At 61.0% G+C, this 26,405-nt stretch carries 15 protein-coding genes; 5 read left to right on the top strand and 10 right to left on the bottom strand.

The features are described from left to right. Positions 1-203 precede the first annotated feature (203 nt). Positions 204-1,271, top strand: coding sequence for an autotransporter domain-containing protein (locus BK662_RS20820; protein WP_123359631.1), 1,068 nt, complete (start codon positions 204-206; stop codon positions 1,269-1,271). Between the two features lie 133 nt (positions 1,272-1,404). On the opposite strand, the gene glgB is transcribed toward BK662_RS20820, so the two are convergent. The 3 genes from glgB to BK662_RS20835 all read right to left on the bottom strand — a co-directional run bounded on the left by glgB (position 1,405) and on the right by BK662_RS20835 (position 9,181). Next, positions 1,405-3,636: a 1,4-alpha-glucan branching protein GlgB gene (gene glgB / locus BK662_RS20825; protein ID WP_123359632.1), complete on the bottom strand. Its 2,232-nt coding sequence runs from the start codon at positions 3,634-3,636 to the stop codon at positions 1,405-1,407. Between the two features lie 2 nt (positions 3,637-3,638). Then, positions 3,639-6,980: a maltose alpha-D-glucosyltransferase gene (gene treS, locus BK662_RS20830; protein ID WP_123359633.1), complete on the bottom strand. Its 3,342-nt coding sequence runs from the start codon at positions 6,978-6,980 to the stop codon at positions 3,639-3,641. Between the two features lie 203 nt (positions 6,981-7,183). Beyond that, a complete protein-coding gene (locus tag BK662_RS20835; RefSeq protein WP_123359634.1) occupies positions 7,184-9,181 on the bottom strand; it encodes an alpha-1,4-glucan--maltose-1-phosphate maltosyltransferase in 1,998 nt (665 codons plus the stop codon). A 214-nt stretch (positions 9,182-9,395) separates the two neighbouring features. On the opposite strand from BK662_RS20835, the gene BK662_RS20840 reads away from it, so the two are divergent. Beyond that, positions 9,396-9,578: a hypothetical protein gene (locus BK662_RS20840; RefSeq protein ID WP_123359635.1), complete on the top strand. Its 183-nt coding sequence runs from the start codon at positions 9,396-9,398 to the stop codon at positions 9,576-9,578. 25 nt (positions 9,579-9,603) lie between these two features. Here the strand turns inward: BK662_RS20840 and BK662_RS20845 are convergent, their stop codons facing one another. Beyond that, positions 9,604-10,104, bottom strand: coding sequence for an MgtC/SapB family protein (locus BK662_RS20845; RefSeq protein ID WP_123359636.1), 501 nt, complete (start codon positions 10,102-10,104; stop codon positions 9,604-9,606). A 130-nt stretch (positions 10,105-10,234) separates the two neighbouring features. Between BK662_RS20845 and BK662_RS20850 the strand changes: the two genes are divergently transcribed. The 3 genes from BK662_RS20850 (at position 10,235) to mapR (ending at position 13,654) form a co-directional block, all read left to right on the top strand. Continuing rightward, entirely contained in the window at positions 10,235-10,468 is a 234-nt protein-coding gene (locus BK662_RS20850) for a DUF3203 family protein (RefSeq protein WP_123359637.1), read from the top strand. A gap of 195 nt (positions 10,469-10,663) precedes the next feature. Beyond that, positions 10,664-12,076 (top strand): cytochrome c oxidase accessory protein CcoG, encoded by a 1,413-nt coding sequence (ccoG, locus tag BK662_RS20855; protein WP_123359638.1) that lies wholly within the window; start codon positions 10,664-10,666, stop codon positions 12,074-12,076. Positions 12,077-12,244: 168 nt separating this feature from the next. Continuing rightward, positions 12,245-13,654: a GntR family transcriptional regulator MpaR gene (gene mapR, locus BK662_RS20865; RefSeq protein WP_123359639.1), complete on the top strand. Its 1,410-nt coding sequence runs from the start codon at positions 12,245-12,247 to the stop codon at positions 13,652-13,654. 150 nt (positions 13,655-13,804) lie between these two features. Here the strand turns inward: mapR and BK662_RS20870 are convergent, their stop codons facing one another. From BK662_RS20870 to BK662_RS20895, 6 genes are all read right to left on the bottom strand, one after another. Further along, positions 13,805-14,551, bottom strand: coding sequence for an SDR family oxidoreductase (locus BK662_RS20870; protein ID WP_008069154.1), 747 nt, complete (start codon positions 14,549-14,551; stop codon positions 13,805-13,807). Between the two features lie 240 nt (positions 14,552-14,791). Further along, on the bottom strand, positions 14,792-16,873 hold the full coding sequence (locus BK662_RS20875; RefSeq protein ID WP_123359640.1) for a putative bifunctional diguanylate cyclase/phosphodiesterase: 2,082 nt from the start codon (positions 16,871-16,873) through the stop codon (positions 14,792-14,794). Between the two features lie 324 nt (positions 16,874-17,197). Beyond that, complete coding sequence (locus tag BK662_RS20880) at positions 17,198-18,679, bottom strand: efflux transporter outer membrane subunit (RefSeq protein WP_123359641.1); 1,482 nt, start codon at positions 18,677-18,679, stop codon at positions 17,198-17,200. Then, positions 18,676-21,783, bottom strand: a complete 3,108-nt coding sequence (locus BK662_RS20885; protein ID WP_123359642.1) for an efflux RND transporter permease subunit — start codon at positions 21,781-21,783, stop codon at positions 18,676-18,678. The genes BK662_RS20880 and BK662_RS20885 overlap by 4 nt, the downstream gene beginning before the upstream one ends. A gap of 157 nt (positions 21,784-21,940) precedes the next feature. Further along, a complete protein-coding gene (locus tag BK662_RS20890) occupies positions 21,941-25,036 on the bottom strand; it encodes an MdtB/MuxB family multidrug efflux RND transporter permease subunit (RefSeq protein WP_123359643.1) in 3,096 nt (1,031 codons plus the stop codon). Next, complete coding sequence (locus BK662_RS20895; RefSeq protein WP_123359644.1) at positions 25,033-26,349, bottom strand: MdtA/MuxA family multidrug efflux RND transporter periplasmic adaptor subunit; 1,317 nt, start codon at positions 26,347-26,349, stop codon at positions 25,033-25,035. The genes BK662_RS20890 and BK662_RS20895 overlap by 4 nt, the downstream gene beginning before the upstream one ends. Between the last annotated feature and the right edge of the window lie 56 nt (positions 26,350-26,405).

Below are 26,405 nucleotides of genomic sequence, written 5' to 3' on the forward strand. Positions count from 1 at the left end.
CCGCTTATCGGCCACTTTCTTGACGCAGCGTCAGCAGTCTTCTTAGCTACTGCTTACTACCCCCGGAAATCCATCAGGGGCAAGCCTCCAGACTCCTGTAAAAACGGGCGGTCTGACCTTGCCTCAATCCATTCGGTCGCCCCTCATTCGGGGTAGGAGAGACGCCAAAGCGAGAGACGCATGCGATTGCAAGGTAGACCCCCATGAAAACTTCGTTCACCCCACAAGAGATCAAAATCACTTTTTGCACTGTCACCAGTTCATTCCTGCTGTGCTCATCCATGGAGGTGCAGGCCTCGCCTGCCGAGGACGAAACACCCCTCTGGTACAACCAGGCATTGCCGACCCTTACCTTGCCAACCGCCTCCGCCACGTATCCCGGCCGCTTACGCTTCAATCCAGACTTACAAAGCTCACGCCTGACGGTTGAAGATGCCTCGCCTTCAGCCTGGGACCACGTCTACGGAAAGACCTCACGGCAGGCCCAAACCGACTCTCTGGCCCAGGGTTCTTCTATCCCCGGCGCCAGCGAATTCAAAGGCCCGGCTCTGCTGACCGTACAAAGCAACAGCGGCCATACTCAACGGGTCGGACTGATCGGCGGCACCGCCCAATTCCAGGGCAATGACAACGGCCTGCTGACCAGTCGCGCGCTCGCCGACCCCGGCCATGACACGCTCAGCCTTCAAGGCCAAAGTCTCGGCGCCTACTGGAGCCTGACCGGTCCGCAAGGCTGGCACGTAGACTTGACGGCCAGCGGTGGCCGGGTCAACGGCTACAGTCGCAATGACCAGGGCGCGCGACAAGCCACCGAAGGCAGCGCGGTGACGTTCTCGGTGGAAGGTGGTTTCCCGATTGGTCTGGGTAATAACTGGGTGGTCGAACCCCAGGCGCAGTTGATCAATCAACGCGTTACCCTGGATACGCCCTATGCCGGCTCTGGAAATGCCTCATCCAGCGACATGACGTCCTGGAGCGGTCGGGTCGGGGCACGCTTGAAAGGCAGTTACGATATTAACGGCCTGCCGGTCGAACCCTATGTGCGGACCAACGTATGGCACACGGTGTACACCGGCAATACCGTAAGCCTGGATCAGGTCGACAAAATCAGCAGCAGCCGCAATTCATCGACAGTGGACGTGGGTCTGGGGCTGGTGGCCAGAGTGACGCCTTTGGTCAGCCTGTATGTCAGTGCCGATTACAGCAGCGATGTGGATGACAATGATTTGAACGGGTTGATTGGCAGCCTTGGGGTGCGGATGCGTTGGTGAGTGCATGACTCAAGAAGCGCTTTGTTCGGTCTGGCCCCTTCGCGAGCAAGCCCGCTCCCACATTGGTTTTGTGTACGACGACAATCCAATGTGGGAGCGGGCTTGCTCGCGAATGAAGCGACGCGATTTTAGATCAACCCTCCGGACGCAAAATCAACACCGCCAACGGCGGCAGGTTCAACTCCACAGAGAGGGCCTGGCCATGGCTCGGTTCTTCGTCGGTGAACACTCCGCCGCCGTTACCGTAATTGGACCCGGCATAAGTGTCGGCATCGCTGTTGATCAACTCGACCCAGCGCCCGGCAAACGGCACGCCGACGCGGTAGGCCTGTCGCGGCACGGGGGTGAAGTTGGCCACCACCAACACCGGCCGCCCGTCCTTGCTCCAGCGCAGCCACGCGTAGACGCTGTTGACCGCATCGTCGCCAATCAACCACTGGAAGCCTTGCGGGGCATCGTCCTGATCGTGCAGCGCCGGTTCTTCGCGATACAACCGATTCAGGTCACCGACCAGCTTGCGCACGCCTTGGTGTTCCGGGTATTGCAGCAAATACCAGTCCAGTTGCTGATCGTGATTCCACTCTCGCCACTGGCCGAACTCGCAGCCCATGAACAGCAGTTTCTTGCCGGGATGCGTCCACATGAAACTCAGATAAGCCCGCAGGTTGGCAAACTTCTGCCAGCGATCGCCGGGCATCTTGTCGATCAGCGAATGCTTGCCATGCACCACTTCATCGTGAGAAATCGGCAGGATGAAGCGCTCGGACCAGGCATACACCAGGCCGAAACTCAGCTCGTTGTGGTGATGGGCGCGGTATACCGGATCTTGCTGAATGTAATGCAGTGAATCGTGCATCCAGCCCATGTTCCACTTATAGGCAAAACCCAGCCCACCCTGTTGCGTGCTCTGGCTGACACCCGGCCACGCCGTGGATTCTTCGGCAATCACCAGTGCGCCCGGCGTTTCCAGGGCCACCACATCGTTGAGATGGCGGACGAAATCAATGGCCTCCAGATTCTCCCGACCGCCGTGACGGTTGGGCACCCATTCGCCGGCCTTGCGCGAGTAATCGCGATACAGCATCGACGCCACTGCGTCCACGCGCAGGCCATCAACGTGGAAATGCTTGAGCCAGTGCAGCGCCGACGCCAGCATGTAGCCATGCACCTCGGTGCGGCCCAGGTTGTAGATCAGCGTGTCCCAGTCCTGGTGAAAACCTTCCTGCGGGTTGCCGTACTCATACAGCGCGGTGCCGTCGAACTGCGCCAGGCCGTGGGTATCGGTGGGGAAATGCGCCGGCACCCAATCGAGGATCACGCCGATCTCGGCCTGGTGACAGGCATTGACGAACGCGGCGAAATCATCCGGCGTGCCGTAACGGGCACTCGGGGCGAATTGCGACAGCAGTTGATAACCCCAGGACCCACCGAACGGATGCTCCATGATCGGCATCAGCTCGATGTGGGTGAAGCCCAGTTCCTTCACATAAGGAATCAGCCGCTCGGCCAACTCGGGCCAGGTGTACTGACGGGCGACCTCGCCCAGGTCATCCAGCTCGCATTGCCAGGAGCCGGCGTGCAACTCGTAGATCGACAACGGTGCGCTCGTTCGCTGACGCTCGCCCCGCGACTGCATCCAGGCATGGTCCTGCCAGTCGATTTTCAGCGGCGAGGCGACTTTCGATGCAGTGTCCGGTGGCAAAGCGGTGGCAAGGGCCATCGGGTCGGCCTTGAGCGGCAGAATGCCGTGGGCGCCGAGGATTTCGTATTTATAGGCCTCCCCCGCTTGCAGGCGCGGGATGAACAATTCCCAGACGCCGGCAGGGTGGCGCAGGCGCATCGGATGGCGGCGCCCATCCCAGACGTTGAAATCGCCGACCACCGAGACCCTTCTGGCATTCGGCGCCCACACGGCAAAGCGCACGCCGTCGACGCCATCGACCGTCTTCAGCTGTGCGCCGAGGCAACTGCTCAGGTCGCGGTGATTGCCCTCGGCGAACAGGTACAAGTCCATCTCGCCGAGTAATGGGCCAAAGCTGTAAGGGTCCTCGGCGAGTTGCTCGCCACCGGCCCAACGGGTTCGCAACTGATAGGGTCGGGCCCGCTCGAAGTGCCCGACGAACAGCCCCGGGGTTTGGGTGGTCTCAAGGCTGCCGAGTTCTTCCCCGGATTCCTTGTCCACCACCTGCACGCTCAAGGCGTCCGGTAGATAAGCTCGAATGAATTGCCCGCCGGCGCCATCGCCGTGCGGGCCGAGAATTGCAAAGGGGTCTTGGTGCTCGGCACGTACCAACGCATCGATATCCCGCGTCCTGGGTAGCAGCGCCTGTCCCACATGCCCCTGTTCCTTGTTCGAGATACTCATGACTACTCTCCACCAAGATCGGAAAAGGGTTTGAGCCCACTCAATAACCCGTACAGACCGTGCAACGGCACGGGCAGCCAGGTGGGGCGATTTTCAGCCTCATAGGCCACTTCATAAGCCGCCTTCTCCAGACCGAACAACGCCAGCGCGGCGTCTTCGCCTTCAGGATCTTGCCATGCATGAGCAAGACTAGCTGCCGCCAGCCGATAAGCGTCGACAAATGCTTGCCTTGCCTCTTTCAGATAACGCTCGGCAACCCGTTGACGCGCCTCTTGGGCGGCGACGGTGTTATCGACGTTATGCACGTTGATCGTCATCGCCGCGGCGTAATCGAAGGAGCGCAACACGCCGCTGACATCTTTATAAGGGCTGTGCTTGCCTCGGCGCTCATGCAGCGGCCGCGCCGGCTCGCCCTCGAAATCGATCAGGTAGGCATCGCCCTTGATCACCAGCACCTGCCCCAGGTGCAAGTCACCATGGACGCGGATACGCAAACCGCCAGCAGCCTTTTTACCCAGTTCCTGGACATGGCTGAGGATGGATTTTTTGTTGTCCAGCAAACGACTGACCAATGCCTGATCCTCGGCGTTCAGTTCAGTTTGATGCTGCTTGAGTAACTTCAGGGCATGTTCCAGTTGCGCCGCCACATCCTTGGCCGAGGCCAAAGCATCTTTCTGGGTGGTGATCTGTGGGGCAAAGTCCGGATTGGCGCTCGGGGCGGCCAACATCTGATGCATTTCCCCCAGACGCTGGCCGAGCATGCCGGCAAAATCCTTCAGCTCGCCGAGGGCGTTGTAGTGCTGCTCCTGCTCGGACATGGCATCAGCGAGTTCGTCGCGAAGTGCCCGTTCGAGGTTGTTCTGGGTCCACTCCCACGCATCGCCCTGATTGCTCAAGTAGCCTTGGGCGATCATCAACAACGTGTCTTCGCCCGCCGCATCGCGACGAATCACCGCCCCCAGCAGTGGCGATATGTTTTGGAAACCGGCATGGGTCAGGTACGCACTCATTTCCAGTTCCGGATGCACGCCTGACGCGACCTTGCGGATCAGTTTCAGCACCAGGCTGCTGCCGATCACCACCGAACTGTTGGATTGCTCGGCGGACAGGTACCGCACCTCCGACTCGGCCGTCAGGCCAAGTCTGGCCAGTTCGTCGGTAGGCTCGAAGCGGATCTCGCCGCCGTCCGACGGCAACACCATGCCGGCCTGCATGCTCTGCAACACGGTATGAACAAAGCTGTCGAGGCTGAAGGCGTCGGTGATCAAGCCGACCTGACGCCCGCGCCGGACCCTGGCCAGCGCCAATTGCTGCGGCAACGCCGCGCCAACCTGTTCCTCGGAAATAAAGCCGAACGGCAATTGATAGCGGCTGGTCTGACCGCCGCTGGTGACGTCGATTTCACCCAGCAGCACTGGATGCTGCGGGTCGCCAAAACGCACGCCGTAAGCGAGGTTGACGTTGTCGATGATGCCGTCCTTGCCGGCGTACCAGCGGCGGTTCTGCAACCAGCTCGGCAGGATGCCCTGCTCCAGAGTACGTCGGGATGGCGCTTCGAGCAGCTCTTCCATGCGTTTCTTCAGCACCAGGGTGGTGAAGTCCGGCAGGCTTTGTGCCGGTTCCACGTGCCAGCTCGGCATTTGGTTTTCCGCCGCCAGCCCGAACCAATAGAAACCGTAAGGCGCCAGCGTCAGCAGGAAATTCAACTGGCCGATGGGCGGGAACGCATTGCCGCCGAGCATCTCCACCGGAACCATGCCGACGTAAGCCGACAGATCCAGTTCCGCCGCTTGCGCGCTGCGGGACACGTTGGCCACGCACAAAATAATCTCGTGCTTGCCGTCCGGGCCGGTGAATTCGCGGGTGTAAGCCAGAATCCGTCGATTGCTCGGCGAGAGCATCTTCAACGTCCCGCGACCGAAGGCCTTGGACTGCTTGCGCACCGCGAGCAGGCGCCGGTTCCAGTTCAACAATGAATGAGGGTCACCGGCCTGGGTTTCGACGTTGACCGACAGATAGCCGTAGAGCGGGTCCATGATCGGCGGCAGCACCAGGCTGGCCGGATCGGCGCGGGAGAACCCGCCGTTACGATCGATCGACCACTGCATCGGCGTGCGCACACCGTCGCGGTCGCCGAGGTAGATGTTGTCGCCCATGCCGATTTCATCGCCGTAATACAGGGTCGGCGTGCCGGGCATCGACAGCAGCAGGCTGTTAAGCAGTTCCACGCGGCGACGATCACGTTCCATCAACGGCGCCAGACGCCGGCGAATCCCCAGATTGATCCGCGCCCGACGGTCGGCGGCGTAGTAATTCCACAGGTAATCGCGCTCCCGGTCGGTGACCATTTCCAGGGTCAACTCATCGTGGTTGCGCAGGAAAATCGCCCACTGGCAGTTGGCGGGGATTTCCGGGGTCTGGCGCAGGATATCGGTGATCGGGAAGCGATCTTCCTGAGCCAGCGCCATGTACATGCGCGGCATCAGCGGGAAATGAAAGGCCATATGACATTCGTCGCCGTTCTGGCCACTGGCGTCGGTGTTGCCAAAGTACAGCTGAGTGTCTTCCGGCCACTGATTGGCTTCAGCCAGCAACATGCGGTCGGGGTAATTGGCGTCGATCTCGGCACGGATCTGCTTGAGGACGTCGTGGGTCTCGGGCAGGTTTTCATTGTTGGTGCCGTCGCGCTCAATCAGGTACGGGATCGCGTCCAGCCGCAGACCGTCGATGCCCATGTCGAGCCAGTAACGCATCACCGACAGCACCGCTTTCATGACCTGCGGGTTGTCGAAGTTCAGGTCTGGCTGGTGGGAATAGAAACGGTGCCAGAAGTACTGACCGGCCACCGGGTCCCAGGTCCAGTTGGACTTTTCGGTGTCGAGAAAGATGATGCGAGTGCCATCGTATTTCTGGTCGTCATCGGACCAGACGTAGAAGTCGCGGGCCGCCGAACCGGGCTTGGCCTTGCGCGCGCGCTGGAACCAGGCGTGCTGGTCCGAGGTGTGGTTGATGACCAATTCGGTAATCACCCGCAGGCCGCGTTTATGAGCCTCGGCAATGAAGCGCTTGGCATCGGCCATGGTGCCGTAGTCAGGATGCACACCACGGTATTCGGCGATGTCATAGCCATCGTCGCGTCGTGGCGAGGGGTAGAATGGCAACAGCCAGATGGTGTTGACGCCCAGATCGGCAATGTAATCGAGTTTGGCGATAAGGCCGGGAAAGTCGCCGATCCCGTCGTTGTTGGAGTCGAAAAAAGACTTAACGTGAACCTGGTAGATCACCGCATCCTTGTACCAGAGCGGGTCTTTGATAAAGGTGGCTGACCTGGGTTTCTTCGCCATTTGTAACTCCTGTTGAATTCAATAAGGCCACTAAGGCGAAACACTCTGCTGCCGAGGGCGGCTCTTTGTGGCGAGGGAGCTTGCTCCCGCTGGGTTGCGCAGCAACCCCATTGCAGTTCATCAGTTGCACCGCATTCACCGGGTTTGCGACTGCTTCGCCGCCGAGCGGGAGCAAGCTCCCTCGCCACAGGAGCGCGGTGTATTCAAGAGGCAGATATCCGCCAAATCCCGAACGGCTGATGCCACGGTTCGATCCGCATGAACTGGTACTTGCCGTGCCAGGTCCAGCGGTGGCCGTTCATCAAGTCTTCGCCCTGAGTGCTGGCATCGTCGGGCAGGCCCATTTCCCACAGCGGCAATTCGAAGTTCGCCTCTTGGGCGTGATGCGGATCGAGGCTGACCGCCACCAGAATGAAATTGCTGCCGTCGACGCTGCGTTTGCCGAAGTACAGAATGTTGTCGTTCCAGGCGTTGTAGACCTTCAGGCCCAGGTGCGTGTGCAACGCCGGGTTCTGCCGGCGGATGCGGTTGAGCTGGGCGATTTCGGCAATGATGTTGCCCGGCGCGTTGAAGTCCCGTGGGCGGATTTCGTACTTCTCGGAATTGAGGTATTCCTCCCGGCCCGGCACCGGTGCCGCTTCACACAGTTCAAAACCCGAATACATGCCCCACAGCCCGGAGCCCATGGTCGCCAGCGCGGCACGAATCAGAAAACCCGCGCGCCCGGATTCATGCAGGAACGCCGGGTTGATGTCCGGCGTGTTGACGAAAAAATTCGGCCGGTAGCATTCACGCCACGGCGACTCGTTGAGTTCGGTGAAGTAAGTCGCCAGCTCGGTCTTGGTGTTGCGCCAGGTGAAATAGGTGTAGCTCTGGGAGTAACCGACCTTGCCCAAACGCGCCATCATCGCCGGGGTGGTAAAGGCTTCGGCCAGGAAGATCACCTCGGGGTACAGCGCCCGCACATCGGCGATCATCCACTGCCAGAACGGCAACGGTTTGGTATGAGGATTGTCGACGCGAAACAGCTTCACGCCCTCCTTGACCCAACCCACGACGATGTCACGCAACTCGATCCAAAGACTGGGAATAGCATCCACGGCATAGAAGTCGACGTTGACGATGTCCTGGTATTTCTTCGGCGGGTTCTCGGCGTATTTGATCGTGCCGTCCGGCCGCCAGTTGAACCAGCCCGGGTGCTGTTTGAGCCACGGGTGATCCTGGGAACACTGAATCGCAAAGTCGAGGGCAATTTCCAGCCCATGCTCGGCAGCGGCCGCAACGAGCCGGCGAAAATCTTCGCGAGTGCCCAATTCCGAGTGAATCGCCTCGTGCCCGCCCTCTTCGCTGCCAATGGCGTAAGGGCTGCCCGGATCGTCGGGGCCGGCGATCAACGAGTTGTTCGGGCCTTTGCGGTAGCTGCGGCCGATCGGGTGGATCGGCGTGAAGTACAGCACGTCGAAACCCATGTCCTGGATCATCGGCAGCCGCGAATGCACGTCGTTGAAGGTGCCGTGGCGGGCCGGGTCATCGGTGATCGAGCGCGGAAACAGTTCATACCAACTGGCGAACTGCGCCAGCGCTCGCTCTACGTCCACCGGGTATTCAGGGCTCAGGTTCAGCGAGGGACGATGGTCGGCCTGGGCCATCAAGTCCGCGCTACGCTGGTGCAGAAACAAAGCAACCTGCTCGGTTTCGAGCAGACCGGACAATTCATGGTGCAACGCCGCCAGTTGTTCACTGAGCTGACCTTCGGAGCGTTCGGCGGCCTGCTGGACGTGAGTGCGCCCTTCCTGCAGCTCCAGGCTGACCGAAACGCCAGCGACGTGCTTTTTTTCCAGCTCATAACAAAAACTGGCGAACTGATCGATCCAGGCTTCGAGGCAGAACACATAGCGGCCCTGCTTCTCGACACGGAACTGGCCCTGCCAGCCGTTATTGCCCAACTCGGCCATCACCTCGCTCTGCCAGGTTTCGTCGCCGTCGGCACGCCAACGGATGCGCACGGCCAGTTTGTCGTGACCGTCGGCAAACACTTTACTGGTCACCACCACGTCCTGATCAATCACGGCTTTAACGGCGAATTGCCCGCCATCGAGGATCGGCATGGTGTTTTCGATCACGATCCGCGGCAGCAACAATGCCTGGGACAGCGGTATATGCGGGTTGTAGCTCGCCTCTGTGGGTTTTTCAGCGGTCATCGAGCATCTCTCCTTAACGCCCCAAGGACGCTCTTGTGCCTGGTCGTCGTTCACACGAAGCGGTCTGCCCCGACATGAACTCACTTAAGTTCCGAACAGCAGGCGCCGGTAAAAGTTCAGAGGGATTTGCCAAGTCTTTCGGGGAATCAAATTCCCTGTGTACGGGTCAACCAACTTAAGCACGACTCACGCCATCTGCCACTGGAGACGATCGATGAGCATTCCAATCCCGGCCGAGACACCCGATCCGAACATCGATGAGCCGACGATTCCGCCAACACCGCCAACTCCGCCGACCGAACCCGGCCCCATCCCCGAGCAGGAACCGCCAGGCACCAGCCCGCCGCCCCGGGAGGAGCCGCCGAGCTCCCAGCCGCCGGAAATCGTGAGTCCGTGAACAGTGCTCCCGACGCATGAAGGTTTTACGGGTTTCGATCCTTTTCAATCTGGCGCACCACGACAGGCATCACACCGAGAATCACCAACGCCAGCAACGTACTGAGCAGCGCCGTCGCCTCGCGGCCCATCCCGGCTGAAACGCCAATGGCCGCCGTCATCCACAAACCGGCAGCGGTGGTCAGGCCTTTGACATGGCCCTCGTCGCCATCAGTATTTTTCAGGATAGTCCCGGCCCCGAGAAAGCCGATGCCGGCGATCACGCCCTGCACCACCCGGCTCATGGCGTCGGCCTGGGATCCTGACATCTGCGGCACCAGCACAAACAGCGCCGCGCCCAGCGCTACCAGCATATGGGTGCGAATCCCGGCGGCCTTACCTTTCTGCTCACGTTCGAAACCGAGAATGCCGCCCAGCAAAGCGGCCATTAGCAATCGCACTGTAATGCGCGTCAGTTGCGAGGCGTCGCCGATGTCGGCGAACTCCGCTTGCAGCGTCACCCAAACCTCGTGCCACCAGGCATCCATGGCGCAGTCCTTGTGATGATGTAATGACCCGATAGAGGATGGACCGCACCCACCATTAATCGGTTGCACAGAACGATGATCGGCGCACGCGTCCTAACACTTCAGAATCCGCCGAAAAAAGGACGCCTCCATGACCGTGCGCATCGAAAACCAGACCTGCTTCTTCATCACCCAAAACAGAGAAGAAATCCGTCTTTGCTCCGACGTGACCATCATCACCGACGGGGAAAAATCCATGTCGGCGGTCGACCTCGACGACCAGCGCATCTATATCACCGAAGCAGAAGCCGATGCATTGACCGTAGCAGGCGCAGTGGATGAACGCCGGCATTTGAAGGCCACGGACAGTGATTCGGTGATTTGACTGAGCCGCATCAACATACGCCGCAAACACCTGGCACAGGCGTTTGCGGCCTGCCGTTGCGGGTGCATCAAGTTGTCGCAGGCAGGAGCCAGAAACTCATCTGATCCTCTTTTTATTGCTTTAGCTGAGTCTGTTATGCAAACAGATCGCTGGTCATAGTGCTCAGGCCTGATGGAGGCTGATGAGCGAAAGACCATGAGCGATAGAATCCCCGTCCGAACCGTTGAAACGTTCGAGCCTTTGCGTCCAAAGATAAAGGCCAAATCCAGCGACAACCTGATCCATACCCGCAGCTTCACGGGCTTGTTCCGCACCCTGCGCATGAGTGGCGCGGGGGTTCTGTTTCTGCTGTTCTTCGGCACGGTGTGGCTGAACTGGGGTGGCCGCCAGGCGGTGCTCTGGGACCTTTCCGAAAGCAAATTTCACATCTTCGGCGCGACCTTCTGGCCACAGGATTTCATTCTGCTTTCGGCGCTGCTGATCATCGCCGCATTCGGCCTGTTTGCGATCACCGTGTTCGCAGGCCGGGTCTGGTGCGGTTACACCTGCCCGCAGAGTTCCTGGACCTGGATCTTCATGTGGTGCGAGAAGCTCACCGAAGGCGAACGCAACCAACGGATCAAACTGCAAGCTGCGCCCTGGGGCCTGAACAAACTGGTCCGCCGCACGGCCAAACATACCCTGTGGCTGGCAATCAGCCTGCTCACGGGCCTGACCTTTGTTGGCTACTTCACACCGATCCGTCCGCTGGCCGAGGAGCTGCTGACCTTGCAAATCGGCGGTGTCAGCCTGTTCTGGGTGCTGTTCTTTACCGGGGCTACTTACATCCATGCCGGTTGGCTGCGCGAAGCGGTGTGCATGCACATGTGCCCGTATGCGCGGTTCCAGAGCGTGATGTTCGACAAGGACACCCTGACCATTTCCTACGACGTGGCCCGCGGCGAAAACCGTGGCCCGCGCAAACGTGACGTGAAACCCGCCGAGGTCGGGCTGGGTGATTGCATCGATTGCCAACTGTGCGTGCAGGTCTGCCCGACCGGCATCGACATTCGCGACGGCTTGCAGATGGAATGCATCGGTTGCGCCGCGTGCATCGACGCCTGTGATTCGATCATGGACAAAATGGGCTACGCCCGTGGGCTGATCAGCTACACCTCGGAGCATGAGTTGCAGGGTGGCAAGACCCACCTGTTGCGCCCGCGCTTGATCGGCTACAGCGCGGTGCTGCTGGTGATGATCGGCGCCCTCGCCCTGGCGCTGGTGGAGCGGCCGATGGTGTCGCTGGACGTGAGCAAGGACCGTGGCCTGTTCCGCGAGAACAGTGAAGGCCAGATCGAAAACATCTACAGCCTGAAGGTCATCAACAAGACCCAGCAACGTCAGGACTACCGATTGACGCTGGTCGATGGTGACGGCTTTCAGCTGCAAGGCAAGACCGAACTGAGCCTGGCCCCCGGTGAGATCGTCGACGTACCGGTGTCGGTGGCCATGACCACGGATCGCCCGAGCAGCAGCTCGCAGACCATCAGTTTCAAGGTTGTCGACAGTGATGAACCGGACATCTATAGCGTGGCCAAGAGCCGGTTTGTTTCGCCGATGAACCGTTGAGCCTTTAAGATGCAGTCCTTTGTCAGATGCGGTCCTCTGTGGCGAGGGAGCTTGCTCCCGCTCGGCTGCGTAGCAGTCGTAAATTTTTGGGGGCGCTTCGCACCCAGCGGGAGCAAGCTCCCTCGCCACAACAGCGCACCCACTGAGTAACTTCAAACCGGGACTCAAATGAAACGCTACGAAAAATTCGCCGACGACATCGCTGAACTGATCCGCTCCGGCGTCCTCGGTCCCGGCCAGCGAGTGCCATCGGTGCGCTACGCCAGCCAGACCTACGGCGTCAGCCCGTCCACGGTGTTCCAGGCCTATTACCTGCTCGAACGCCGCGGCCTGATCCGCGCCCGACCGCGTTCCGGTTACTTCGTCAATGTACATGCACCGAGCCCGTTCTCGGAGCCGGTGATCAGCAGCCAGGTCAACGAGTCCACCAAAGTCGACGTCAGTGAACTGGTGTTCTCGGTGCTGGACTCGATCAAGGACCCGAACACCGTGCCCTTCGGCTCGGCTTTCCCCAGCCCCACGTTGTTCCCGCTGCAACGGTTGTCCCGTTCGCTGATCAATGCCGCCCGGGAAATGGACCCGCGCATGGTCGTCACCGACATGTCGCCGGGTAACCCGCAACTGCGTCGCCAAATCGCCCTGCGCTACATGGTCGGCGGGCTGATGTTGCCCATGGAAGAATTGCTGATCACCAGCGGCGCCCTCGAAGCGCTGAACCTGTGCCTGCAAGCAGTCACCGAACCCGGCGATCTGGTGGCCATCGAAGCCCCGGCGTTCTACGCCAGCCTGCAAGTGCTGGAACGCCTGAAGCTCAAAGCGGTGGAAATTCCCGTCCACCCGCGAGACGGCATCGACCTCGGCGTGCTCGCCCAAACCCTGGAACGGCATCCGATCAAGGCCTGTTGGTGCATGACCAGTTTCCAGAACCCGATGGGCGCGACCATGCCCGAAGCGAAGAAACAGGAGCTGGTGGAGTTGTTGCGCCGCCATCAGGTGCCGCTGATCGAGGACGACGTCTACGCCGAGCTTTATTACGGCCAACAGGCGCCAAAACCGGCCAAGGCTTTCGATACTGAGGGTCTGGTGATGCATTGCGGCTCGTTCGCCAAGAGCCTGGCCCCCGGTTATCGCATCGGCTGGGTCGCCGCTGGGCGGTATGCGCAGAAAGTCGAACGCCTGAAGCTCATGACCTCGCTCTGCGCTTCGATGCCCGCCCAGGCCGCCATCGCCGATTACCTGCAACACGGCGGCTATGACCGGCACCTGCGCAAACTGCGCTACGCCCTGGAAGAACAGCAAAGCGCCATGCTCGCCGCCATCGCCCGCTACTTCCCGGCCCAGACCCGCGTCAGCCAACCGGCCGGCGGCTACTTCCTGTGGCTGGAACTGCCGCCGCAGATGGATTCGTTGAAGTTGTTTCAGATGGCATTGGCGCAAGGGATCAGCATTGCGCCGGGGCCGATCTTTTCACCGACCCAGCGGTTCAGGAATTGTATTCGGCTGAATTATGGCAGCCCTTGGACCGAGGATTCGGAGAAGGCGATGGAGACGTTGGGCAGGATCGTACGGTCGTTCTGAAGGTTTGATGTCGTTTGAAAGATGGCTATCGCGAGCAGGCTCGCTCCCACAGGGCTCGGTAATGTTCACAAATGATGTGTTCACACAGATCCACTGTGGGAGCGAGCCTGCTCGCGATGAGGCCAGAACAGACGGCGCCAACCTTAAGGATTAACGCCCGCCTCCCAGGTCGACGAAAGTCCCCGTCGCATACGAAGCCTTATCCGACAACAACCAAACAATCGCCTCCGCCACTTCATCTGGCCGCCCACCCCGAGCCATCGGGATCGCCGACTCCAGCTTGCTGACCCGATCCGGATCACCGCTCAATGCATGGAAATCGGTGTAGATGTAGCCCGGCCGCACGGCGTTGACGCGAATCCCCTCGCCCGCCACTTCCTTGGACAGGCCGATGGTGAAGGTGTCCAGCGCGCCTTTGGACGCGGCGTAGTCGACATATTCGCTGGGGGCGCCCAAGCGGGCAGCGACCGACGACACGTTGACGATGCTGCCACCCTGCCCGCCATGTTTGGGCGACATGCGCAGGATCGCGTGTTTGGCGCAGAGGATCGGCGCCAGAACGTTGGTCTTGAGGATTTTCAGAATACGGAATTCGGACATTTCGTCGATCCGCGACTTTTGCCCGACAGTGCCGGCGTTATTCACCAGCGCCGTGACCCGACCGAGTTCGGTGTCTACGCGGTGGAACAGGCCGATCACCTCATCTTCGATGCTGACATCGGCGCGCACGGCAATGGCCTGGGCGCCGAGTGCGCGGACTTGTTCCAGCACACTGTGCGCTGCCTGTTCGTCGGACTGATAGTTGATACAGATCCGATAGCCTTGTTCTGCGGCCAACAGGGCCGTGGCGGCGCCGATTCCGCGGCTGCCTCCGGTGATGACGATGACTTTGTCCATGCTGGCATTTCCCCCGTTTCAAGCGTAAGCAGTCGGGGCCAAGAATAACCGCCATTGCGCGGTTTTGCATGAACCTGCGTCAATTCCAATGACACAAACCTGTGGCGAGGGAGCTTGCTCCCGCTGGAGTGCGCAGCGCTCCCAATCCAGGCCGCAGCGGTACATCAGGTAAATCGAGGTGTCTGGTTTACGACTGCTACGCAGCCGAGCGGGAGCAAGCTCCCTCGCCACAGGGGTCCATCAGCCAGTAGCCAATTGCTCCCCACGGTGAATGTCGGCCATGAAGCGATCAGCAGGCAACGGATGCCCCAGCAGATATCCCTGCAACGAGTCGCAGCCCAATTGGGTCAGGAAGTCTTGCTGGACATCGGTTTCCACCCCTTCGGCCACGATCCGCAAACCCAAGGCCTGGCCGAGGGCGACGATGGCCGAGACGATGGCCGCATCGTCGCTGTCGTGTTCCAGATCGCGGACGAAACCCCGGTCGATCTTCAATTCATTGGCCGGCAGGCGCTTGAGGTACATCAAGCTCGAATAGCCGGTGCCAAAGTCATCGATGGACAGGTCAACGCCCATTTCCGAGAGTTCCTGCAGCACCGTCATGCTCGCATCGGCGTCGCTCATGGCGGTGGTTTCGGTGATTTCCAGGGTCAGGCTGTTGGCCGGCAAATGGTGAGTGGCCAGGGCCTTGGCGACGCTCTGAACCAACCCGGCGTGGCAGAACTGCAAGGCCGAGAGGTTCACCGCAATGCGCCAGTCGGTGTAACCAAGCACGTACCACTCGCGCATCTGACGACAGGCTTCGTCGAGCACCCACTCGCCTATCGGGATGATCAGCCCGGTCTTTTCCGCAAGATCGATGAAGCTGTCCGGCTGCAGCATGCCCTCGCTGGGGTGCATCCAGCGCAGCAACGCCTCGGCGCCCACTGCTCGGCCATTGCCGGCGTCGAACTTGGGTTGGTAATAGAGACTGAACTGCTGCTGATCGACGGCATTGCGCAGGTCTTGCAGCAATTGCAGCTGTTTGCGCGCGTTGCTGTTCATCGAGGTGTCGAAGAAGCGGTGGCCGTTTTTCCCGGCGCCCTTGGCGTGGTACATCGCGGCGTCGGCGTTCATCAGCAATTCCTCGGCGGTGTGACCGTTGCCCGGATAGAGCGCGATGCCGACGCTGGCGGAAATCTGCAAGTCATGTTCCGCGACCCGGAACGAGCGCCCGATCAGCCCCACCTGTCGCGCCGCCAGGTTCAGCGCGTCATTCGGCTCGGTGAGTTGCACCAGCAGCACAAACTCATCGCCGCCGATCCGCGCCAAGGTGTCCTGGCTGCGCAAATCCTCGCGCAGGCGCAGGCTGACCTCACGCAGCAACTGGTCGCCCATGTGGTGTCCGAAGGCATCGTTGACCGGTTTGAAGCCGTCCAGATCAATGAACATCAACGCAAAACAGCCGCCCTGCTCCTGCACCCTCGACATCGCCTGATCGATGCGATCGGCCAGCAACACTCGGTTCGGCAGCCCGGTCAGGGTGTCGTGCAACGCCAGTTGGGTGAGTTCGCGATTGGCCTCGGTCAGTGATTGGGCGAGCTGCGCAGTGCGAGCCTCCAGACGGGCATCGAGGATCGAGGTGAGCAAGGCAATGCTCAACACTGCCAGGGTGGTGATCAGAACAAGATTATCCAGGCCCTTGCCGTTCAGGCCATCGACCGCCGCGCCACAGAAACTGCCGTCGGCAAAGCGCGCCGCGGCCATGCCGGTGTAGTGCATGCCGACGATGGCGATGCCCATGATCACCGCTGCACCGCCGCGAATCAGACGAACATACGGTGCGTGCTGGCGCAGGCGAAACGCGATCCATAACGCCGCGCCCGATGCGCCAACGGCAATCAGCAGCGACGCGCTAAACAGTGCAGGGTCGTAATCAATGCCCGGCTGCATGCGCATGGCGGCCATGCCGGTGTAATGCATCGCACTGATGCCTGCGCCCATGACCAAGGCGCCGAACGCCAGTTGCCAGGCCGGTAGTTGTGTCTGGCTGACCAGCCACAGGGCAAAGCCGCAGGACAGGACTGCAATCAATAGGGACAGCGCCGTAAGGGTAACGTCGTAGCCCAGATCGATCGGCAATGTGAACGCGAGCATGCCGATGAAATGCATCGACCACACGCCGATCCCCATCGCAAAAGCGCCACCCGCCGTCCACAGATGCGCCGCCCGGCCCTTGGCCGTGGTGATGCGACCGGTGAGGTCGAGCGCGGTATAAGAGGCAAGTATCGCCACACAGAGCGATATGAAAACCAGGGTAAAGGAATAACTACCGATGAGCATGGGACTTCTCGTGACCGCCCCCGCCGTGCTGCGTTCATTAACGGGGAGCAAAGTCGGCGATTGTACTGATTCCGCGGACGAACGCACTCACAAAGTAATCAAAGGGCCATCAAGACGATGAAACGTTTGGGTGGTCGCGGCACAGGGCAGTGAAGGCAATAATCATCTGTGGCGAGGGAGCTTGCTCCCGCTCGGCTGCGCAGCAGTCGCAAGCCGGTTGACGCGTTTTGTCTGAACGTATGCGTCAACACCTATGGGACGGCTTCGCCGTCCAGCGGGAGCAAGCTCCCTCGCCACAGGCAAGCCCCTCGCCACGATGTTGCGTTATTGCTTGTCGCTCACCTGAAGCTGCCCGTCCCATCCGCCGCCCAGTGCGGCAATCAATTGCACGCTGGCGATCAAGCGGCTCTGCAGCAAGCTCAGCACGTTGCGCTCGTTGCTCAACGCCGTGGCCTGAACCACCACCACATCCAGATAAGCAATCACCCCTGCCTTGTACTGATTCTGGGTCAACCGCAGAGACTCACGCGCCGCATCCAGGGCTTCCTGGCGCACCTTGGCTTCGTCTTCCAGCACCTTGAGCTGCACCAGATAGTTTTCCACTTCACGGAAGCCATCGAGCACGGTCTGGCGGTACTTGGCGACGGTCTCGTCATAGGCCGCTTCGCTGCGATCGACTTCCGCCGAACGCTGCCCACCGTCGAACAGGGTCATGGCCAGTTGCGGCCCGACCGACCAGAAGCGGTTCGGCACGCTGATCCAGTTATTAGTGGTGCTGCTGCTATAACCGCCGTTCAGGCTCAGGGTCAGGTCTGGGTAGTAAGCGGCTTTGGCCACGCCGATATTGGCGTTGGCGGCCATCACCGAGCGTTCGGCGGAGGCGATATCCGGGCGGCGTTCCAGCAACTGCGACGGCAGGCTCAGCGGCACCTGCGGCAATGCCGGGATGTCTTGGGTTTCAGCCAGGCTGAACTCGGCCGGCGGCAGACCAATCAGTACGGCGATGGCGTTCTCGAACTGCGCGCGCTGCCAGATCAGGTCGACCATCTCTGCCTGGGTGCTTTTGAGCTGCGTGGTGGCCTGGGCCACTGCGTCCTTGCCGGAGACACCGGCGCGGTACTGGTTTTCGGTCATGGTCAGCGAGCGCTGATAGGCCTCGACCGTCGCTTCCAGCAGGCGTTTCTGTTCGTCGATCACCCGCAGTTGCAGGTAGTTCTGCACCAGCTCCGATTGCTGGCTCAGGCGCATCGCCGCCAGGTCGGCAAAACTCGCCTCGGCGTTGGCGGTGTCGGCTTCCAGGCCTCGGCGCAATTTGCCCCAGACGTCCGCTTCCCAACTGACCCCGGCCTGCGCCGTGTAAGTGTCGCGAATACCGCTGGAGGAACTGCTCAGGCTCGAACTGCTGCTACCGGTGCCCTGGCTGGAACGGGTTTTCCCGACTGTCAGGTCCACCGTCGGGAAAAACGCACCCCGGGCGCTGCGCACCAAGGCCTGGGCCTGGCGGTACTGGGCTTCGGACTGGGCGACAGTCTGGTTGGCGCTGTTGAGTTTTTCGATCAAGCCATTGAGCTGCTGATCGCCATACAGCTCCCACCAGGCACCGCGCGCCAGAGAATCGCTGGGATTGGCCTGACGCCAGCCAGCCGCTTCCTTGTACTGTGCCGGCGCGGCGGCTTGCGGGCGCTGGTAATCCGGGCCGATAGCGCAGGCGCTGAGCATCGCCACGCACAGCGACAGGCTCAGCAAGCGCGAGCCTCGGGCCGTGATCAGCGGTGCAGTCAGGTTGATAAGCGAACGGTCAGTCATAGCGGAGTTTCCAGAGCAGCATCGGTACGCACCCCACGCCAGTGGTTGAAGCGATGGCGCAGTTTGTCGAGATAGAGGTAAACCACCGGGGTGGTGTAAAGGGTCAGCACTTGGCTGAAGACCAGCCCGCCGATGATGGTCAGGCCCAGCGGCTGACGCATTTCCGCCCCTTCGGCCCGGCTCAGCAACAACGGCAAGGCGCCAAGGATCGCCGCCAGGGTGGTCATCAAAATCGGCCGCAGCCGTTGCAGACAGGCGCTGCGGATCGACTCCAGCGGCGCCAGGCCCTGGTGCCGTTCCAGTTGCAGCGCCAGGTCGATCATCAGAATCGCGTTTTTCTTCACCACGCCGATCAGCAGGAACAGCCCGAGCAAGGAGATCAGGCTGAACTCGCCGCCCAGCACGTAGATCGACAACAACGCTCCGACACCGGCGGACGGCAAGGTCGAGAGAATGGTCAGCGGATGGATGTAGCTTTCATACAGCACGCCCAGCACCAGATACACCGCCACCAGCGCGCCGAGAATCATCCACGGCTGGCTCTTCTGGGTGGCGGCAAACGCATCGGCGGTACCGGCCATTTTCGCGATCACGTCTTCCGGCAGACCGACCTTGGCAATCGCCCGCTCGATGGCCGCCGAGCCCTGCTCCACCGTCACGCCTTCGGCCATGTCGAAAGCGATGCTCTCCGACGCGAACTGGCCTTCGTGGCTGACCCGGTCGTCTTCCAGGCTGTTTTCGTAATGGGCAATGGTCGACAGCGGAATCCGCGCACCGTCGGCGGTGATCACCTGCACTTGCTTGAGCGTGACCGGGTCCTGCGCGTATTTCGGGTTGACCTCCATCACCACCTGATACTGGTTGAGGCTGTCGTAGATCGTCGAAATCTGCCGCTGGCTGTAGGCGTTGTTCAGCACCGCCGTGACCATGTCCATGTCCACGCCCAGACGCTTGGCCTGATCACGATCGACAATCAGGGTCACTTGCTGGGCGCCACGGCCTTCACGCGCATCAATCGCCGTCAGTTCCGGCAGCGCCTTGAGGGCGGTGACGACTTTCGGATACCACTCACGCAATGCGCCAAGATCGCCGCTTTGCAGGATGTAGGAATATTGCGAAGTGGTCTGCTCGCGGCCGCCGCCAAATTGCAGGTCCTGATCGGCCATCAGCATCAATTGCGCACCGGGCACCTTGGGCATTTCCTTGCGCAGGCGTTCGATGACTTTCTGCGCGGACACGTTGCGTTCCTTGATCGGCTTCAGTCGCACCAGCATGAAGGCGTTGTTGGTGCCGTTGTTGCCACCGATGAACCCGGCGACGCTTTGCACCGCCTCGTCCTTGAGCACGGCGCGGCGGAAGATTTCCATCTTCGGCTGCATCACGCTGAATGACAGGCCATCGTCGCCGCGCACGAAACCGATCAATTGACCGGTGTCCTGCTGGGGTAAAAATGTTTTAGGAACAACAACATACAACGCGATATTCACGCCAATCGTCACGAACAGACTGAGCAAGGTCAGCCGACGGTGACGCAACACCCAGTCGAGGCTGGTGGCGTATTTGCCGACCATCCACTCGTTGGTTCGCTGGCTCCAGCGTTGCAAACGGTTTTCCTGCCCCGGTGTATGCGGCTTGAGCCAGCGCGCACAGAGCATCGGCGTCAGCGTCAGCGACACCAGCAACGACACTACGATCGCGGCCGCCAGGGTGATAGAAAACTCGCGGAACAGGCTTTCGATGATCCCGCCCATGAACAGGATCGACAGGAACACCGCCACCAGCGAGACGTTCATCGACAGCAGCGTGAAGCCGACTTCCTGGGCCCCAAGATACGCGGCCTTCATCGGTGGCACGCCCTTGTCGATGTGCCGGGAAATGTTCTCCAGCACCACGATGGCATCGTCCACCACCAGCCCGGTAGCCAGGATCAGTGCCATCAGCGACAGGTTGTTCAGAGAGAACCCGTAGAGGTACATCACCGCAAACGTGCCCACCAGCGACACCGGCACCGCCAGGGTCGGAATCAGCGAGGCGCGGAAATTACCGAGGAACAGGAACACCACCAGAATCACCAGCGCCACGGCAATCAGCAGGGTCATTTCCGCTTCATGCAGGGTGGCCTTGATCACCGGCGAACGGTCCATCGCCAGGTTCAGCTTGACGCTGGCCGGCAACACGGCCTGCAACGCCGGCAACTGCGCCTTGATCTCGTTGACCGTCTCGATGATGTTGGCGCCGGCCTGGCGGTTGATCACCAGCAACACCGCCGCGTCGTCGTTGAAGAAGCCGCTGTTGTAGCGGTCCTCGACGCCGTCACTGACCTTGGCCACATCCTTCAGGCGCAGGGCCGCGCCGTCCGCGTAGTGAATGATCAGCGACTCGTAGTCCTTGGCCTTTTCCAGTTGATCGTTGGCCTGAACCTGCCACAGCCGCTGGCTGTCTTCGACCGAGCCCTTGGGCCGGCGCACGTTGGCGTTGGCGATGGTGTTGCGCACGTCATCCAGGGCCACGCCGTACTGGTTGAGCGCCTGGGGTTCGAGTTCGATGCGCACCGCCGGCAACGAACTGCCACCGATCTGCACTTCACCCACGCCCTGCACCTGCGACAGGCTCTGGGACAAAATGGTCGAGGCCAAATCATAGAGCTGGCCTTTTTCCAGCACATCCGAGGTCAGCGACAACACCATGATCGGCGCCTGGGAGGGGTTGACCTTCTTGTAGGTGGGCATGCTGCGCATGCCGCTCGGCAGCAAATTGCGCGAGGCATTGATCGCCGCCTGCACTTCCCGCGCCGCGCCGTTGATGTCGCGGTCCAGGTCGAACTGCAGAATCACCCGCGTCGAGCCTTGGCTGGAACGGCTGCTCATGGTGTTGACCCCGGCGATGGCGCCGAAGGAACGCTCAAGCGGTGTGGCCACGGTCGAGGCCATGACCTCAGGGCTCGCACCGGGCAAACTGGCCTGAACCACGATCACCGGGAAGTCCATCTGCGGCAGCGGCGATACCGGCAACAGGCCGAAGCTCACGCCGCCCAGCAATATGATCGCCAGGCTCAACAACATCGTTGCGACCGGGCGCTTGATGAAAGGACCGGACAGGTTCATCGACGCCAGCTCCCGACATCCACCCCTGTGGGAGCGAGCCTGCTCGCGATGAGGCCTGCACATTCAATATCGATGCTTACTGCCCCACCGCTATCGCGAGCAGGCTCGCTCCCACAAGGGGTGCGCCTTGCAGGGGCAGATTTGTCTTTGCGAGCCATCATACCGCCGCCTCTTGGACGTCGGACTTGCCGAAACGGCGTCCCAACCGATCGAAGTACAAGTAGATAACAGGCGTGGTAAACAACGTCAGCACCTGACTCACCAGCAAGCCACCGACCATCACCAGACCCAAAGGCTGGCGCAGCTCCGCCCCGGAACCGGTGGCCAGCATCAACGGCACCGCGCCGAACAACGCCGCCAGGGTGGTCATCAGAATTGGCCGGAAACGCAGCAGCGCTGCCTGATAGATCGCGGTTTGCGGGTCCATGCCCTGATTGCGTTCAGCCTCGAGGGCGAAGTCGATCATCATGATCGCGTTCTTTTTCACGATACCGATCAGCAGGATGATGCCGATGATCGCGATCATCCCCAGGTCATTGCCGCTCAACAGCAACGCCAGCAAGGCGCCGACCGCCGCCGAGGGCAAGGTCGAGAGAATGGTGATCGGGTGAATGTAACTCTCGTAGAGCACGCCGAGCACGATGTACATGGTCACCACCGCCGCCAGAATCAGCAGCAAGGTGCTCGACAGCGACGCCTGGAACGCTTCGGCCGCGCCCTGGAACTGGGTCTGCACGCCAATCGGCATGCCGATGTCTTTCTGCACCTGATCGATGATCTGCACCGCATGCCCCAACGCCACGCCGGGCGCCAGGTTGAAGGACATCATCACCGCCGGGAACTGGCCAATGTGGGTGATCGCCAGTTGCGCCTGACGTTCCTCGACATGCGCCAGGCTGGACAGGCGCACCTGGCCGCCATCGGTGGTCTTGACGTGAATCTGGTTCAGCGCATCCGGGCCGATCTTCTCGCCGGACTGCGACTGCAGCACCACGCGGTATTGGCTGGCCTGGGTGTAAATGGTGGAAATCTGCCGCTGACCGAAGGCGTCGTACAGCGCGTCGGTGATGTTCGACACCGATACACCGACCCGCGACGCCGCATCACGGTCGATCACCAGATACACCTGCAAGCCCTTGTCCTGCAAATCACTGGCGACGTCGGTCAATTCCGGTCGTTGCGCCAGGGCTTCCACCAGACGCCCGCTCCACAGGCTGAGCAACTCGGAATCCGGCGACGACATGCTGAACTGGTACTGCGTGCGGCTGACCCGATCTTCGATGGTCAGGTCCTGCACTGGCTGCATGAACAGGCGAATGCCGATCAGCTTGTCCAATTCCGGTTGCAGACGCGCAATCACTTCGGTGGCGCTCAGGTCGCGATTGCTGTGGGATTTGAGGTTGATCAGCAGCCGACCGCTGTTCAGCGTCGAGTTGTCACCGTCGACTCCGATGTAGGACGACAGGCTCTCCACGGCCGGATCGGCGAGGATCACCTTGGCCAGTTCCTGCTGCCGCTCGCTCATCGCCGCGAAGGAAATCGACTGTGGCGCCTCGGAAATACCCTGGATCACCCCGGTGTCCTGCACCGGGAAGAAGCCCTTGGGCACCACCATGTACAGGAACACGGTCAATGCCAGCGTGCCGATGGCCACCATCAGGGTCAGCGGCTGGTGCTTGAGAACCCACTTTAACTTGCACCCGTAAGCCGCGATCATCCAATCAATTGCGGCGCCACTGGAGCGATAGAAACGGCCCTGCTCTGCTTCCTTGGGCTCACGCTTGAGCAGCCGCGCGCACATCATTGGCGTCAGGGTCAGGGAGACGACAAGGGAAATCAGGATCGCCACCGCCAGGGTGATCGCAAACTCGCGGAACAAGCGCCCCACCACGTCCGCCATGAACAACAGCGGAATCAACACCGCGATCAGCGACAGCGTCAGGGAAATCAGGGTGAAACCAATCTGCTTGGCGCCCTTGAGCGCCGCTTGCAGCGGGCTGTCGCCCTCTTCGATAAATCGGGAAATGTTCTCCAGCATGACGATCGCATCGTCCACCACGAAACCGGTGGCGATGGTCAGCGCCATCAGGGTCAGGTTGTTGACCGAAAAGCCTGCGAGGTACATCACGCCGAAGGTGCCGATCAACGACAGTGGCACGGCCACCGACGGAATGATCGTGGCGCTGGCCCGCCGCAAGAACAGGAACGTGACCATCACCACCAGCGCGATGGCGATCAGCAGTTCGTGTTGCACGTCGGTGACCGAGGCGCGGATGGTCTGGGTGCGGTCGGTGAGCACTGTAACGTCGAGACCGGCCGGCAGGTTGTCGGTGATGCTTGGCAGCAAGGCCTTGATCCGATCGACTACTTCGATGACGTTGGCGCCGGGCTGGCGCTGGATGTTCAGCAATACCGCCTGGTTTTCATTGGCCCACGCCGCCAGACGTTCGTTCTCGGCGCCGTCGACGATCTCCGCCACGTCTTTGAGCCGCAACGGCGCGCCGTTGCTGTAGGCCAGAATCAGGTTGGCGTAATCCTTCGGTGAGGTCAGCTGATCGTTGGCGTCGAGCATCGACACCCGAGTCGGCCCGTCGAAGTTGCCCTTGGGCTGATTGACGTTGGAGGCGCCGATCAGAGTGCGCACGTCCGACAGGTTCAGGCCATTGGCCGCCAAGGCCTCTGGGTTGACCTTGATCCGCACTGCCTGACGCTGGCCGCCGGCAATGCTGACCATGCCGACGCCGCTGATCTGGGCGATTTTTTGCGCCATGCGGGTGTCGACCAAATCATTGAGCTTGGGCAACAGCATGGTTTTGGAGGTGATGGCGAGGGTCAGCACCGGGGTGTCCGCCGGGTTGACCTTGTTGTACACCGGCGGTGCCGGCAAGTCCTTGGGCAGCAAATTGGTCGCAGCGTTGATCGCGGCCTGCACTTGCTGCTCGGCAACGTCCATGTTGATGTCGAGGCTGAACCGCAGGGTCAGCACCGAAGCGCCGCCGGAACTGGTCGAGGCCATCTGGGTCAGGCCGGGCATCTGCCCGAACTGACGCTCCAGTGGTGCAGTCACGGCGCTGGTCATGACATCCGGGCTGGCGCCGGGATAGAGCGTCATGACGCGAATGGTCGGGTAGTCGACCTGGGGCAATGCCGACACTGGCAGCAGCCGATAAGCGATCACGCCGGCCAGAATAATCGCCAGCATGCTCAGGGTCGTGGCGACCGGGCGAAGGATGAACAGCCGCGAGATGTTCATGCGCCGCCCTTTTTCGCCTTGTCGGTGGCCGTCGCGTCAGGTGCAGTGGCGGCCGACTTGCCTTGCAGGTGTTCGGTCGGGGTGGTCGGCACATCCTTGCTGTCGTTGACGACCTCCACTTCGCTGCCTTCTTTCAGGCGGTCGGTGCCTTCCAGCACCACCCGATCACCAGCGGCCAGGCCTTCGGTGATCACCGTGTTGTCACCGTCACTGGCGCCGACTTTCAACTGGCGGATGGTGACCTTCTTGTCGCCGTCCATGGCATAGACGAACGTACCGTTGGTGCCGAACTGGATCGCCGCCGAGGGCGCAAGCACCACACCCTTGAGGGTGTCGGCCAGCAAGTGGACGTTGACGAATTGATTGGGGAACAGCGCTTGATCGCGGTTCTCGTAACGGGCCTTGAATTTCAGGGTGCCGGTGGTGACGTCGATCTGGTTATCCAGGCTCTGCAACACGCCAGTGGCCTGCAATTTGGTGTCACCACGGTCCCAGGCTTCGGCGGGCAGTTTGGCGCCGGTGCGATAGCGGGCCAGCACGGTGTCCAGGCTGTTTTCCGGCAAGGTGAACGCCACGCTGATCGGTTGGGTCTGGGTGATGATCACCAGCGCCGTGGTGTCGTTGGCCGCCACAAGGTTGCCGACATCCAGCTGACGCAGGCCTACGCGCCCGGCGATCGGGGCGCGAATCTTGGTGAATTCCAGGTTGAGCTTGGCGTCGTTGACCGCCGCCTGATTGGTCTTGACCGTGCCCAGGTACTGGCCGACCAATGCTTCGGCGGTGTCCAGGGTTTGCTTGGCGATACTGTCTTCGCGGTACAGGCCGCGATAGCGCTCGACATCGACTTGGGCGTTTTTCAGTTGTGCCTGATTCTGCAGCAAGGTGCCTTCGGCCTGGAGCAAGGCGTTCTGGTAAGGACGCGGGTCGATCTCGGCCAGCAGGTCGCCCGCCTTGACCATTTGCCCTTCTTCGAAATAAACCTTGACCAGTTCGCCACCGACGCGGCTGCGCACATTGATGGTGTTCAGCGCGGTCACGGTGCCCAGCGCCTTGTAATACAACGGGAAATCGCCTTTGACCGCCGGCGCCACGCGCACCGGAACCGGCCCGCTCGCCCCACCAAACCCCGGACGCATTCCCCCCGACCGGCCTGTATGCCCGGCAACGGCTTTCTGCCCTGCGCCCTCCTTCGGGCTGCTGCCTGCGGGCCAGAACTTCCAGCACAGGCCAGCGATGACCAACAGGACAAGCAGGCCGAACAGCCAGCGACGAGGATTGCGGGAAGCGGAGGATTGCATGGAATGATCAACCATTGGGCGCGTGAGCTTCTTTCTACGGGAGGCTGAACGATAAGCACTGGCGGGTATTA

Source organism: Pseudomonas frederiksbergensis (assembly GCF_003732275.1).
Classification (GTDB): domain Bacteria; phylum Pseudomonadota; class Gammaproteobacteria; order Pseudomonadales; family Pseudomonadaceae; genus Aquipseudomonas; species Aquipseudomonas frederiksbergensis_H.

Excerpts from the sequence above, each read along its gene's own strand:
- treS (WP_123359633.1), bottom strand. The coding sequence starts at position 6,980 with ATGGCGAAGAAACCCAGGTCAGCCACCTTTATCAAAGACCCGCTCTGG.
- mapR (WP_123359639.1), top strand. The coding sequence starts at position 12,245 with ATGAAACGCTACGAAAAATTCGCCGACGACATCGCTGAACTGATCCGC.
- BK662_RS20885 (WP_123359642.1), bottom strand. The coding sequence starts at position 21,783 with ATGAACCTGTCCGGTCCTTTCATCAAGCGCCCGGTCGCAACGATGTTG.
- BK662_RS20845 (WP_123359636.1), bottom strand. The coding sequence starts at position 10,104 with ATGGATGCCTGGTGGCACGAGGTTTGGGTGACGCTGCAAGCGGAGTTC.
- BK662_RS20895 (WP_123359644.1), bottom strand. The coding sequence starts at position 26,349 with ATGGTTGATCATTCCATGCAATCCTCCGCTTCCCGCAATCCTCGTCGC.
- BK662_RS20875 (WP_123359640.1), bottom strand. The coding sequence starts at position 16,873 with ATGCTCATCGGTAGTTATTCCTTTACCCTGGTTTTCATATCGCTCTGT.
- BK662_RS20890 (WP_123359643.1), bottom strand. The coding sequence starts at position 25,036 with ATGAACATCTCGCGGCTGTTCATCCTTCGCCCGGTCGCCACGACCCTG.
- BK662_RS20835 (WP_123359634.1), bottom strand. The coding sequence starts at position 9,181 with ATGACCGCTGAAAAACCCACAGAGGCGAGCTACAACCCGCATATACCG.
- BK662_RS20880 (WP_123359641.1), bottom strand. The coding sequence starts at position 18,679 with ATGACTGACCGTTCGCTTATCAACCTGACTGCACCGCTGATCACGGCC.
- glgB (WP_123359632.1), bottom strand. The coding sequence starts at position 3,636 with ATGAGTATCTCGAACAAGGAACAGGGGCATGTGGGACAGGCGCTGCTA.
- ccoG (WP_123359638.1), top strand. The coding sequence starts at position 10,664 with ATGAGCGATAGAATCCCCGTCCGAACCGTTGAAACGTTCGAGCCTTTG.
- BK662_RS20870 (WP_008069154.1), bottom strand. The coding sequence starts at position 14,551 with ATGGACAAAGTCATCGTCATCACCGGAGGCAGCCGCGGAATCGGCGCC.
- BK662_RS20850 (WP_123359637.1), top strand. The coding sequence starts at position 10,235 with ATGACCGTGCGCATCGAAAACCAGACCTGCTTCTTCATCACCCAAAAC.
- BK662_RS20840 (WP_123359635.1), top strand. The coding sequence starts at position 9,396 with ATGAGCATTCCAATCCCGGCCGAGACACCCGATCCGAACATCGATGAG.
- BK662_RS20820 (WP_123359631.1), top strand. The coding sequence starts at position 204 with ATGAAAACTTCGTTCACCCCACAAGAGATCAAAATCACTTTTTGCACT.